Source organism: Amycolatopsis sp. NPDC059027, from assembly GCF_042739735.1.
Lineage (GTDB): Bacteria > Actinomycetota > Actinomycetes > Mycobacteriales > Pseudonocardiaceae > Amycolatopsis.
This window is the reverse complement of record NZ_JBHYIK010000024.1, coordinates 37,487-49,567: the sequence shown is the minus strand read 5'-3', so window position 1 is coordinate 49,567 and position 12,081 is coordinate 37,487. Positions and strand designations below refer to the sequence as shown.

Here is a 12,081-nt window from a genome sequence, read left to right as displayed (position 1 = left end):
CACCGGCCGCGGGGGGCGGCACCCCCCCCCCCACCGCCCGCGTTGACATAGGGGGTGGGCGGGACGGTAACCCCAACTTTCACGAAAACTGAGTCCCTCGATGTGGCATTCACGGAGCGCAGCGGCGTCAGGGGAGGAGCAGGAGTTTGCCGGTGGTGCGGCGGCCCTGCAGGTCCTCGTGCGCCTTCCGGGCGTCGGCCAGCGCGTAGCGGCCGCCGATCCGGATGTCCAGCGCACCGTCGGTGATGGCCTTGAACAGTTCCTCCGCCCGCCAGTCCAGTTCCTCACGCGTGCGGACGTAGTGCGCCGACGTCGGCCGCGTGAGGTACAGCGAGCCGCCGGAGTTCAGCCGCTGCGGGTCGATCGGCGGCACCGGGCCGCTCGCCGCGCCGAACAGCGCCAGCAGGCCGCGCACCTTCAGGCTCGCCATGCTACCGTCCACAGTGGACTTCCCGACGCCGTCGTACACCACCGCGACGCCTTCGCCGCCGGTCAGCTCCTTGGTACGCGCCGCGAAGTCCTCCTTGTCGTAACGGATGACGTCGTCGGCGCCCGCCTCACGGGCGAGCCGCTCCTTCTCCTCCGTCGACACCGTGCCGATCACCCGGGCGCCGCGGGCCTTCGCCAGCTGGACCAGCAGCAGGCCGACGCCGCCCGCCGCGGCGTGGACCAGCACGTCGTCGCCGGGCTTGACCTCGTAGGTGGAGGCGACCAGGTAGTGCGCGGTGATGCCTTGCAACATCGTCGCGGCCGCGACCTCGTCCGAAACACCCTCGGGCACCTTCACCGCGACCGACGCCGGGACCAGCTTGCGCGAGGCGTAGCTCCCGATCGAACCCTGCCAGGCGACGCGGTCACCAGGGGTGAAACCGGTCACGTCCGCGCCCACCGCGGCGACCGTCCCCGAGCCCTCCAGGCCCAGCACGAACGGCGTCGGGATCGGGTAGATGCCCTCCCGCTGGTAGGTGTCGATGTAGTTCACGCCGGCGGCGGCGACGTCGACCAGGAGCTCGCCCGGCCCCGGCGCGGCTACCTCGATCTCGGCGATCTCCAGCACGTCCGGGCCACCGGTCCGGCCGACCTGCACTGCGGTGGGCATCGTTCCTCCTCGCGTCGGGTGAGTTCGCCAGACACAACTATGGCCGAGGCCACGGTTGTTCCGCGTCCCGGGCATTGGACGGTTAAGCTCCCGGACGTGGCTGAGCAGACCGAGAAACCGAGCGTCCCGACCTCGTCCCAGCTGTCCGCCGCGCGGGACTTCGTCAAGCGGCACGGCAAGCCGTCGCGCGCGGTGGTGGAGAACATCGGCAGGGCGGGCGCCCGCGTCGTGCTGGTGGGTGCCGACGGCGCGCTCGGCGACGTCGTGGTCGCGGACACTGACACGGGTAACGCGCTGGTGGCGGGCGTCGAGGACCTCGAAGCGGCCACTTGGGACAGTGAGACGGTGCAGGCCGCCAAGATCGGGCCGGAGCACCGGCGCCGCATGGCGGGCCGGTGACCTTCTCGGCGATCCTTGTCGGCTGCTCCCAGCTGCCCGAAGGGGACGGTGACGAACACGCCGTGCCCGCCGCGCTGGCCGACGTCGGCTTCGCGGTGCGCTGGGCGTCCTGGGACGACGGGTCCGTCGACTTCACCGCCGCCGACCTCGTGATCCTGCGGGCGAGCTGGGACTACGCCGAGCGGCGCGAGGAGTTCCTCGGCTGGTGCGAGTCCGTGCCCGCGCTGGCGAACGCGGCGCCGGTGGTGCGCTGGAACACCGACAAGTCCTACCTCGCCGAGCTGATCGACGCCGGGCTCCCGGCGGTCCCGACCGAGCTGGTGAAGCCCGGCGACGAGGCACGCTGGCCCGGTTCGGACTTCGTCGTCAAACCGTCGGTGGGCGCGGGCTCGCGTGGTGCCGCGCGGTTCACCGCCGAGGCGACCGGCGCCGCGCTGGCACATCTCACCGCGCTGCACGGCGACGGGCACACCGTGCTCGTCCAGCCGTACCAGTCCAGTGTGGACGTTCACGGCGAGACGGCACTGGTGTACTTCGGCGGGATCTACTCGCACGCCTTCACCAAGGGCGCGATGCTCGGCGGGCAGCTGGACGAGTCCGGTTTGTACCTCACGGAAACGCTGGCGAGCACCGAGCCCGCGGCTGACTTGCGCGCACTCGCCGAGGACACGCTCGACGCGGCCTCGGCCCTGCTCGGCATCCTGCGCGCCGAACTGCTCTACGCCCGCGTCGACGTCGTCCGCGGCGAGGACGGTGCTCCGCTGCTGCTGGAGCTGGAACTCGCCGAGCCGTCGCTCGGCTTCCGCCACGCCGACGCCGGCGCGCCGCTGCGGTTCGCCTCGGCGGTGCGCGGGCAGCTCGCCTAGGCCGGAAGCCGTTTCGCCGCAAGGCGTTCCGCGCGCGGCCAGCGGACATCTTTGGCCAGCCCGAACCGTTCGAACAGCCAGATCACCCGCGCCGAGACGTCGACCTGCCCGCGCAGCACCCCGTGCCGCGCGCACGTCGGGTCGGCGTGGTGCGAGTTGTGCCACGACTCGCCCATGGACAGGATGGCCAGCGGCCAGAAGTTGGCGGCCTTGTCGCGGCTGGCGAACGGCCGGGAGCCGACCAGATGGCAGATCGAGTTCACCGACCACGTCACGTGGTGCAGGAAGGCGATCCGCACCAGCCCGGCCCAGAAGAACGCCGTCACCGCTCCCCACCACGACCAGCTGACCAGCCCGCCGAGCAGGGCGGGCAGCGCGAGGCTCAGCGTGATCCACAGCCAGAAGTACCGGTTGACCAGCCGCAGATCGCGGTCGCCGACCAGATCGGGCGCGAACCGGTCGTAGTTGGTCACCTCGCGCTGGAACAGCCAGCCCATGTGGGCGTGCCAGAAACCGCGCAGCAGCGCCACGGGCGACGTCCCGAACAGCCACGGCGAGTGCGGATCGCCCTCGCGGTCGGCGTAGGCGTGGTGGCGGCGGTGGCTCGCCACCCAGAAGATCACCGAACCCTGCACCGCCATACTGCCCGCCACGGCCAGCACGATCCGCAGGCCACGGCCGGTCTTGAACGCGCCGTGGGTGAAGTAGCGGTGGTAGCCGACGGTCACGCCGAGCGTGCCGAAGGTGTAGAACACCGCCGCCAGCACGAGGTCCAGCCAGGACAGTCCCCAGCCCCAGGCCAGCGGGAGCGCGGCGAGCAGCGCCGCGAACGGGACGAGCAGGAAGGTCTTCAGGACGATCATCTCGGCGGTGCCACGGCGGCCGGAGACGAGGGGTTTCGGGGCAGTACCGGACTTCATGAACGTGTCACCTCGGCGCTTCGCGGGGGTACCGAGGCGGAGCGTAGGTGCACGGGCTGGCCGGTACGCCGACACGGCGTTACGTCCGGATGGCCCTTGGAAGTCCGGTGGATCAGCTCGCGGTGGCGAGTTCCCGTTCCGGCGCGGTCAGCGAGGTGACGGGGCCGCGGTCGCGGGCACCGCACCACAGCGCGGCGGTCGCGACGATCACCAGCGCCGAACCGAGGACGTGGAAGGAAACCATCGCCTCGGGCACGCCCAGCGCGTACTGCAGCGAGCCGAGCCCGCCCTGGGCGAGCGCGACGACCCACACGACGGTGTAGCGGCGCCACAGGTCGCGGGGCGCGGAGGACCGCATCAGCAGCAGGCCGAACATCGCCAGCACGATCAGGTAGACCACCAGCAGTCCACCGTGGACCTGGGCGAGCGTCTCGATCGGCGCGGCGAGCCGGTGGGTGTTGAGGTCGCCGCCGTGCGGCCCGGCACCGGTGACCGTGGTGCCGGCGATCAGCACCGCCCACATCGTCACGATCAGCCCGGTGAGCATCTTGCGGCCCGCGGGCGGGACGAGCCAGCGCGGCGCGTCGTCGCCCTCGCCGAACGCGCGCAGCAGCAGGACCGCGCACCACACCAGCGGCGTCGAGGCGAGGAAGTGGATCGCGACCGTCCACCATTCGAGCTTCGCCAGCACGGTCATCCCGCCGACGACGGCCTGCAGCACCACACCGGCGGGCATCGTCCAGGCGAGCTTGACCAGGCGGCGGCGCTCCGGGTGGTCGATCTGCACCCGCCACGCGGTGATGACGCACAGCGCGGCGACCGCGATCACCACGCCGGTGAGCATGCGGTTGGAGAACTCGATCCACTGGTTGAGCGCGTGCAGCTCCGGATGGGCGACCGGGACGATGCTGCCCTCGACGCAGGTCGGCCAGGTCGGGCAGCCGAGCCCGGAACCGGTGACCCGCACGACCGACCCGGTCACGCCGATCCCGGCCTGCGCGATCACCGCCGCGATCGCGACCGCCCGCTGGACCGCGGCGGACGGATAGGGCAGGCGGGCGATCAGCTTGCGGAGTGGCGGCACCGTTCGATGGTAGAACGGCCTGTTCGCCGGCCCGCGGCGGGGCGTATCCCGGATTCGGGGAGGCCGAGCCCGCTGTTCACCGGTTTCGCCGGGTGATGTGCCTGGCGAGCGAGGACAGTGCCTCGATCGGCTCCGGAGCGGCATCGGCGCGATGGAGGTGGGTCAGCGCCGACTCGGTGTGGCGTGCGGCCTCGGCCTCGGCCCATCGTTTGCCACCGCACCGCTCGATCAGATGAGCGGCTTCGGCGGCTTCGTCCTCGGTGAGGGCGCGGCGCCGGCCGTAGAGTTCGGCCAGCCGGCGCGCGTCCGTCCCGTCCGAGTTCAACGCGGCGAGCACGGGCGCGGTTTTCTTCCGCCGGTGGATGTCGGCCAGTACCGGTTTGCCGATCTCCGTCGGAGAGCCCCAGATTCCGAGCAGGTCGTCGACGAACTGGAACGCCATGCCGAGGTGGAAGCCGAAGGCGGCGAGCTCGCCGGTCACCGCGGCCGATGCGCCGGCCAGCAACGGGCCCAGTGACGAGGCACAGGAAAGCAGGGCGGCGGTCTTGCCCTGCGCCATGTCCGCGTACTCGTCCGGTGTGACGGAACCTTGTCGTTCGAAGGCCACGTCGCGGACCTGTCCGCGCACCAGTTCCTGGACGGTGCTCAGCAACCGGGCCACCGCCCGGTCACCGTGCCCGCCACCGATCTCGGCGATCAGCCGCATCGCGGCGGTGAGCAGTCCGTCCCCGGCCAGGATGGCGGCGTGGGTGCCGAACACGACCCACACGGCCGGGCGGTGCCTGCGCTGCCGATCGCCGTCGATCACGTCGTCGTGCAGCAGGGAGAAGTCGTGGATCATTTCGCACGCGACGGCGGCGCGTATCGCCAGCGCCTCCGGCGCGCCCGCGGCCCGCGCCGCCAGCACCGCGATCACCGGCCGCAGGGCCTTGCCCGCCGGGCCGTCGACGTCCTCGCCGAACTCGTCGAGCCAGCCCGCGTGGTAGCCGGCCACGGCCGCGACCGACGGCGCGAGCTGCTCGACGTAGTACCGATAAGCCGGCAGGACGAGGGCCCGGATCGCGTCGAACTCGGCGAGCGGGTCCGGCCCGGATCGGGTGCCGGCGTGTTCTTCGGAAGAAAGCAGCATGTGCGGTCCCTTCTTCGTTACGCGGGCTGCGACCGGTCGAGGCCGAACCCGGCGACGCCCGGCGCCCGGCCGCGGCGATCGTGGTCGCCGCCGGGATCCGGTGCTATCAGGGAGGTATCGGTGGACAACAGCACGCCGTCGGTGACCTGGTAGCGGTCGGTGTGCCCGGACCAGTCGAGATTTCCCCGCATCCACGAACGCATGCCCGCCGCGAAGGTGTGCATCGCGTCGACCGCCGAGTCCTCCAGCCCGCGCCACCGGCTCAGCAGGAGTTCCAGCTCGGCCTCGGCCTGGTGGAACTGCTCGATCTGCCGGGCGACCAGTGCGTAGGCGCACTCGATGGCTTGAGGCAGTCCGAGGCCGCGCTCCCCGGCCAGGATCAGCACGCCGTTGGTGGTCTCTCCGGCGGCCAGTTCCTTGCGCAGTGAAACGATGTCGTTGACCCAGACCACCACGTCGGCGGCCCGGTTGAACATCGCCCTTGCCTGCTCGAACTCGTGCAGCAGCGCCGGCACCTCCTGACCGGCGGCCACCTCCAGCAGGTCCAGCGACGGGGTGATGCCACCGGACGCCCGGCGCAGCTGGTGATACCCCAGCAGGTCCGGGACGTGCCGGGTGCGCCGGTTGAAGGCCTCGTACTTGAAGGCGGCGAGGAAGTGCGTCATGTGCCCGGTGAACCGCAGCCGCCATGCCGCGCCCATACCGGCCGCCAGCCGGTGCCACACGTCGGCCAGTTGCGCGTCCAGGCGCGTCTCAGGCGTGGCCTGCCCGGGATCCGCGGTCAGGACCTTCAGAGTTCGCGCCGCCGCCTCGTCGTACTGGCCGGCGTAGCCCTCGTAGCAGTCGTCGATGACGAACGCCCAGGTGAACCAGCCCGCGACCGCTTCCAGCCGGTCCGGGAGGATGCCGGGATAGGCCCGCGCGACGAGTTCGCCGAGCCGGGTGCGGGCGAGCTTGTCCCGTGCCCGCGCGTCGTCCAGAAGGGAGTAGCGGTCGGCCCATCCGACGATGTGTGCCTCGAGTTCGGCGGCATACGGGGAGATCGCCGAGCGCAGGCCGAGCAGCGGGTGCCCGGGTGGCGGGGCCAGGGGCAGATCCGTGCGGACGTCCGTCGCCGTGCCGGTCATGCGGAGGCTCCTTCCGGCCCGCGCGGCTCCAGGATCATCGGAAGCTCGCCGGTGGTCAGTTCCGCCTTCGCCACTGGTTTGAGGACGTGACCCGGCTTGTGCCGGAGCTTCCAGCGAGCCGCGACGGAGGCGAGCGCGATGGTCATCTCGTGATTCGCCAGGACGTCGCCGAGGCATTTCCGGGTACCGCCGCTGAACGAGATGACGGCGTTGCGAGGGAGCTTCTTCAGGTTTTCCGGCAGCCAGCGGTCGGGCAGGAACGCGTCGGGGTCGGTGAACACCGCCGGGTCCCGGTGCAGCGCGTACGGGCTGAACAGGATGCTCGCCCCCGCGGGGATGTCGTGTCCGGCCAGTTTCGTGTCGACGACCGCGCGGCGGGTGATGAACCACACCGGCGGGTACATCCGCAGCGCCTCGTTGACGACGCGGTTGGTGAACGGCAACTCCGGGAAGTCCGCGTCGACGGCGGTGCGCCCGGCGAGCACCGAGTCGACCTCCTCGTGCAACCGGGACTCGACGCCGGGGTGCTGGCTCAGCAGGTACAAGGCCCAGGTGAGCCCGGACGCCGGCGTTTCGACCCCGGCCGCGAGCACGGTCATCAGCTCGTCGCGGATCTGCTCGTCGGTCAGCCCGGCGCCGTGCTCGTCGCGGGCCGCCAGCAGGATCGCCAGGATGTCCTCGCGCGGCCCGTCGTGCCGGCGGTAGGTTTCCGACATTCCGGCGATGACGTCGTCCAGGCGCCGAAGCGCACGCCGGAAGTCCCGGTTCGCCTTGGTCGGGACCTCGTGCACCAGCGGCAGCGGGAACATCATCCGGCGGTAGACGCCCTTCCACACCACCGGGAACGACCGCTGCACCTCGGCGATCGCTTCCCCGCTGATCCGCTCGTCGGAGAACATCGCCTGCGCGGTCACCCGGGTGGTGAGCCTGCTCATTTCCTCGGGCAGGTCGATTTCCTGTCCCGGCCGCCAGGTGGTCAGCAGCTCGGCCACGTGCCGGGACATCACTTCGGTGTATCCGGAGATCTTGCCCTTGGTGAAGGCCGGCTGGATGAAAGCGCGTTGGCGTTTGTGCGTTTTGACACTGCAGGTGCCGACGCCGTCGCCGAGAATCACCCTCATCTTGTCGATGAATTCGCCGCCCTTGTCGAATTCGCGCGGCTTGTGGAGTACCTCTTGGACGACGTCGTGGGTCGCGGCGAGATAAGCGATGCTCCGGCCCAGTTTGACCCGGACCAGGTCACCCTGCTCGCGCAGAGCCGGCAGATACGTGAGCGGATCGCGGAAGATCCGGAGAGCGTTCCCCAGTAACGGCACCTGGCCCGGCGCGTCGCCAAGCCGGTATTGACGGCCTTCTTCGGTAACAGTCATTTCTGGGCCCCAGCCTTTACTTCGGAAATTGTTGCTATGGTTCTTCTGTCCGGTTTCCATCGGGTTTTTCGTTCGTTCGGCGGCTGGTGAACAGTGCCGGACGTTTTTCCAGGAAGGCCCGCATGCCCTCCCGCTGATCCTCGGTCGCGAACAGCGCGTGGAACATCCGGCGTTCGTAGCGGATTCCGTCCGAGAGACCGGTTTCCAGGGCGCGGTCGACGCATTCGCGGGCGGCCATCGCGGCGAGTTTGCCGTAACCGGCGATCTGCTCGGCGACCTCGGTGACCTCGGCGAGCAGGCGGTCGGCGGGGACGACCCGGGAGATCAGGCCGATCCGCTCCGCCTCGGCGGCGTCGATCAGCCTGCCGGTGAGAATCAGGTCCATCGCCTTGGCCTTGCCGACCAGCCGGGTGAGCCGCTGGGTACCGCCGATACCGGGAATGACACCGAGGGTGATCTCCGGCTGACCGAATTTCGCGTTGTCGGCCGCGATGATCAGGTCACACATCATCGCCAGCTCGCAACCGCCACCGAGGGCGTACCCGGAGACGGCGGCCAGTTTCGGGGTGCGCAGTGCGGCGAACGCGTCCCAGCCGGCGAAGAAGTCCTCGGCCAGCATGTCCCCGGCGGTCTTGCCGGACATTTCGGCGATGTCCGCGCCCGCGGCGAACGCGCGGTCCGATCCGGTGATCACGAAGCACCCGACGTCCGGGTCCCGGTCCAACGGCGTCAGGGTCTCGATCAGCTCGGTCATCAGCGCGGTGTCGAGTGCGTTCAGCACGTCGGGCCGATTCAGCCGCACCCAGACCACCCGGCCGGACCGTTCGATCTTCAGTCGCATGGTGAGCCCTCTTCCTCAGGAGTCCCAGATCGCGCCGTACGCGGGAATGCCCCGGCTTTCGAGGCCGTGCACGACCTGCCAGGTGAGCTTCTTGTTGGAGATGCAGATGACCGCCTCGGCGTCGAAGTCGCGGTAGGCGGCGTAGGCGAGCCGGACCATGTCGGGTTTGCCGTACTGGCCGGTGTCCCAGATCTGCGCGTCCGGTTGGACGGCGAGGATCTCGTCCACCAGTCCGTCTCCGTAGGTGGCGCGCGGGCTGCGGGTGGCCCACACCAGACGAGCGGGTACTTTCTGGGCCAGCAGATGGGGCAGGCACGGACCGATCCCGCTGCCGGTGGCGACGTAGACGACCCGGCGGAACAGGGTCTCGATGTTGGCCACCCCCGCGGTGGTGATGCCCTTGACCCATACCCGCGGCGGCTGGTCGTCGATGAACCGGCCGGTCCAGTCCCCGGCCCGGGAGATGGTCAGGCGGAAGCCGTGCTCGTTCGGGGCGGGGATGTTGGCGAACGAGTGCCACTCCCGAAGCGGTGACCGGCTGATCGCGGTCGACGATCCGGCGAAGGGCTTGCGGCCGTGGGTGAAGCGGGCGATGGCCACATGGGACGAGGGACGTTCGATGGCCACCGGCACCTTGCGCAGGCGGGTCCACGGCGCGGCGACGGCCGCGGTGAGCACGACAAGCGCCCAGAACTCCGGTGACGAGAACACTGATACTCCACTGTGGACTATCCGCGCGATGGTCAACGCCCACAACAGAACCAGCGCCAGCCAGCCGCCGAGCCGGTGCGTCAGCTCGAAGCGATTGTGCTTACCGGCCCGCAGCCGCGGCGTCGCCAGCACCACCATGCCGAGGAACAAGGCCACCAGCGCGTACGCGAGCACGAGCACGGCCGGGGGTGCGGGCTTCGCCGTGCTGAGGCCGACGAACGCGGCGAACCAGAGGGTTCCGGAAACCGCTCCGCCGATGTGCAGACCGCCGAAGTGGTACACCTTGCCGAGCACCCACCGCACCCGCAGCGGCCAGGTCACCGGCGCGGCGGTCGCCACCCGGAACATCAGGTTGATCAGGCGCTGACGGCGGATCAGGATGGCGAGGGCGAAGTTGGCCAGCGCCGCGTGCGACGCGAATTCGGCGGTGATCCCGCCGGGCGCCGCGAACCCCAGCACGACGAGGTTGACCACCAGCACGCCCGCCGCGAGCCGGTTGTGGTGCATCAGTTTCGGATGCTTGAACACCCGCCGCAGCGGTGGGAGGAGCGGCGGGAGGACGACGTCGTCCCGGGTGCCGGTCGTCGTGGTCATGCGACCGCCTCCGCACCGTGTGCCATGCGCAGCAGCGACGCCTTGTCGATCTTGCCCCGGCTGGTCACCGGCAGCGCGGCCAGCGGGCGCACGACAGCGGGGACGCAGTAGTAGGGCAGTGCCTCGGCGGCCGCGAGCACCGCGGCGGCCGGATCGACCGTCTCCGGCTGGACGAAGGCCACGAGCGTGCTGTCGTCGAGCTTGAGCGTGGCCGCCCTGGTGCAGCCGGGCAGGTTCTCCAGCACGGCGGACACCGAGTCCAGTTCGACCCGGAAGCCACGGATCTTGACCTGATCGTCGGTCCGTCCGAGGTGTTCGAGCTCGCCGTCGGAGGTCCAGCGGGCGAGGTCGCGGGTGCGGAACATCATCCGGCCGCCGCCGAGGAAGGGGTCCGGCAGATAGCGTTCGGCATTGAGCTCGGGATTGGCCAGGTACCCGGAGGAAACACAGTCTCCGCCCGCCCACATCTCGCCGGCTTCCCCGATCGCGCAAGGCCTGCGGTGCTCGTCGAGGACGTAGACGGTGTTGTTCGGTGTGGGGCGGCCGATGGTGAGCAACGGGGCGTCGGGGTGATGACGCTGCATCGTGTTGACGATGGTGACCTCCGTCGGGCCGCATCCGTTGTAGAAGGTGCTGGTGCGGGCCCAGCGGTCGGCGAGCGGGCGCGGGCACGGCTCGCCGGCCACCACGACGGTGCGCGCCCGTGCACACCGGCCGGGATCCAGTGCGGACAGGATGGTCGGGGTCGAGATCAGCACGTCCACCCTGCGGGCGACCGCTTCGATGTCGTCCCCGCGGATCAGCAACGTGCCGCCGTGGGTCAGGCAGCCGAGAATCTCCCACGCGGCCATGTCGAAGGCGATGTTGAGAATCTGCCCGACCACCGTGCCCGGCCGGATGCCGAGGTCACCCGGCTCGGTCAGCAGCAGGTTGGCGACATTGGCGTGGGTGATGACCACACCGTTGGGATTTCCCGTCGTACCCGAGGTGAACAGGACATAACAAGCCTGCTCCGGCGCGACGTCGACGCGCGGCGCCGCGACATCGGTTCGCTCGGCCATGACCGAGTCGATGTCGATGCCGGTGTGTCCTTCCGGGACGGTTACCGGCACGTCGGACTGCGTGAGCACGATTCCGGCCCGCGCGGTGCGCAGAATGTGCCGGAGCATGCCGGGACGGACGATCCGCGCGTCCTGGGGAACATAGGCGGCGCCCGCTTTCAGGATCGCCAGGATGCCGACGACCATCGGAATGCCACGGCGGACGACCAGCGCGACGTGGTCACCCGCCCGCACTCCGTGCTCGGCCAGGCGGGCAGCCAACCGTTCGGCGTGCCAATCCAGCTCACCGTAGGTGATTCGGTGTCCGAGGTGCTCGACGGCGACCGTATCGGGCGCGGCGGCGGCATGTTCTTCGATCATCCGGTGCACCGCCACAGTGGGTGCCTTGTGCCGGGGACCCCACCCGAACCGCCGGAACAATTGACGATCCACCGCACTCAGCCCGGCGAGTTCCGGTGAGAAATCAAGCGGCGATCCTGTCGCGGCGAGAATCTGCTCCATAGCACAGATCTCCATCCAAAAGCTTTCCGGCGATGAATTCGAAAACTGCGCGGAAACCAGCCTCGAAATTGCGTAAACCCGGTTGGGCGACCTCTCGTTAGCCCATCTGGCGTACTTCATACCCTCCCTTGGGGCGCGACGCCAGGTTTGCGGGCAGAGGTGCACTAAGGCCCCCCAAGCTTCCCTGCGAGGGCAGAAATCGCCGTCAGCCTTGACAAAACTATCAAGATGGGATATTGAGCCGCCCGCTGATCGGCGTCCGGCGCTCTAGAAGGCCGGAATCTCGCCGCGCTCCCCCGGATGGGTGAGAATGGACAGGCAGAACCTGTGACCGGATATACCGGGATCGCGCTGTCACGGGTGGTAATCGGCTAGGTTT

11 protein-coding genes are annotated in these 12,081 nt (G+C 69.8%); 2 read left to right on the top strand and 9 right to left on the bottom strand.

Features of this window, described 5'->3' with window-relative positions; translation table 11 throughout:
- Positions 1-127: 127 nt before the first annotated feature.
- Positions 128-1,099 (bottom strand): quinone oxidoreductase family protein, encoded by a 972-nt coding sequence (locus ACFWY9_RS18530; RefSeq protein ID WP_378339335.1) that lies wholly within the window; start codon positions 1,097-1,099, stop codon positions 128-130.
- Between the two features lie 96 nt (positions 1,100-1,195).
- Between ACFWY9_RS18530 and ACFWY9_RS18525 the strand changes: the two genes are divergently transcribed.
- A complete protein-coding gene (locus ACFWY9_RS18525) occupies positions 1,196-1,498 on the top strand; it encodes a hypothetical protein (RefSeq protein ID WP_378324943.1) in 303 nt (100 codons plus the stop codon).
- Positions 1,495-2,364: a RimK family alpha-L-glutamate ligase gene (locus ACFWY9_RS18520; RefSeq protein WP_378339334.1), complete on the top strand. Its 870-nt coding sequence runs from the start codon at positions 1,495-1,497 to the stop codon at positions 2,362-2,364. Before ACFWY9_RS18525 ends, ACFWY9_RS18520 begins: the two co-directional genes overlap by 4 nt.
- Here the strand turns inward: ACFWY9_RS18520 and ACFWY9_RS18515 are convergent.
- The 8 genes from ACFWY9_RS18515 to ACFWY9_RS18480 all read right to left on the bottom strand — a co-directional run bounded on the left by ACFWY9_RS18515 (position 2,361) and on the right by ACFWY9_RS18480 (position 11,561).
- Positions 2,361-3,284 carry an acyl-CoA desaturase gene (locus ACFWY9_RS18515; protein WP_378324945.1) on the bottom strand — a complete coding sequence of 308 codons (924 nt, stop codon included), beginning with the start codon at positions 3,282-3,284 and terminating at the stop codon, positions 2,361-2,363. The genes ACFWY9_RS18520 and ACFWY9_RS18515 overlap by 4 nt on opposite strands.
- A gap of 112 nt (positions 3,285-3,396) precedes the next feature.
- On the bottom strand, positions 3,397-4,368 hold the full coding sequence (locus ACFWY9_RS18510) for a heme A synthase (protein WP_378339333.1): 972 nt from the start codon (positions 4,366-4,368) through the stop codon (positions 3,397-3,399).
- A gap of 76 nt (positions 4,369-4,444) precedes the next feature.
- Positions 4,445-5,497, bottom strand: coding sequence for a polyprenyl synthetase family protein (locus ACFWY9_RS18505; RefSeq protein ID WP_378339331.1), 1,053 nt, complete (start codon positions 5,495-5,497; stop codon positions 4,445-4,447).
- Between the two features lie 17 nt (positions 5,498-5,514).
- On the bottom strand, positions 5,515-6,624 hold the full coding sequence (locus ACFWY9_RS18500) for a hypothetical protein (protein WP_378339330.1): 1,110 nt from the start codon (positions 6,622-6,624) through the stop codon (positions 5,515-5,517).
- Positions 6,621-7,994 carry a cytochrome P450 gene (locus ACFWY9_RS18495; RefSeq protein ID WP_378339328.1) on the bottom strand — a complete coding sequence of 458 codons (1,374 nt, stop codon included), beginning with the start codon at positions 7,992-7,994 and terminating at the stop codon, positions 6,621-6,623. Before ACFWY9_RS18495 ends, ACFWY9_RS18500 begins: the two co-directional genes overlap by 4 nt.
- 34 nt (positions 7,995-8,028) lie before the next feature.
- Positions 8,029-8,835, bottom strand: coding sequence for an enoyl-CoA hydratase-related protein (locus ACFWY9_RS18490; RefSeq protein ID WP_378339327.1), 807 nt, complete (start codon positions 8,833-8,835; stop codon positions 8,029-8,031).
- Between the two features lie 15 nt (positions 8,836-8,850).
- Positions 8,851-10,140: a hypothetical protein gene (locus tag ACFWY9_RS18485; RefSeq protein ID WP_378339326.1), complete on the bottom strand. Its 1,290-nt coding sequence runs from the start codon at positions 10,138-10,140 to the stop codon at positions 8,851-8,853.
- Entirely contained in the window at positions 10,137-11,561 is a 1,425-nt protein-coding gene (locus ACFWY9_RS18480; protein ID WP_378324952.1) for an amino acid adenylation domain-containing protein, read from the bottom strand. The genes ACFWY9_RS18485 and ACFWY9_RS18480 overlap by 4 nt, the downstream gene beginning before the upstream one ends.
- Between the last annotated feature and the right edge of the window lie 520 nt (positions 11,562-12,081).

Bases quoted from the DNA above. Each gene is read 5' to 3' on its own strand.
- ACFWY9_RS18530 (WP_378339335.1), bottom strand. From the start codon at position 1,099: ATGCCCACCGCAGTGCAGGTCGGCCGGACCGGTGGCCCGGACGTGCTG.
- ACFWY9_RS18515 (WP_378324945.1), bottom strand. From the start codon at position 3,284: ATGAAGTCCGGTACTGCCCCGAAACCCCTCGTCTCCGGCCGCCGTGGC.
- ACFWY9_RS18505 (WP_378339331.1), bottom strand. From the start codon at position 5,497: ATGCTGCTTTCTTCCGAAGAACACGCCGGCACCCGATCCGGGCCGGAC.
- ACFWY9_RS18500 (WP_378339330.1), bottom strand. From the start codon at position 6,624: ATGACCGGCACGGCGACGGACGTCCGCACGGATCTGCCCCTGGCCCCG.
- ACFWY9_RS18495 (WP_378339328.1), bottom strand. From the start codon at position 7,994: ATGACTGTTACCGAAGAAGGCCGTCAATACCGGCTTGGCGACGCGCCG.
- ACFWY9_RS18490 (WP_378339327.1), bottom strand. From the start codon at position 8,835: ATGCGACTGAAGATCGAACGGTCCGGCCGGGTGGTCTGGGTGCGGCTG.
- ACFWY9_RS18485 (WP_378339326.1), bottom strand. From the start codon at position 10,140: ATGACCACGACGACCGGCACCCGGGACGACGTCGTCCTCCCGCCGCTC.
- ACFWY9_RS18480 (WP_378324952.1), bottom strand. From the start codon at position 11,561: ATGATCGAAGAACATGCCGCCGCCGCGCCCGATACGGTCGCCGTCGAG.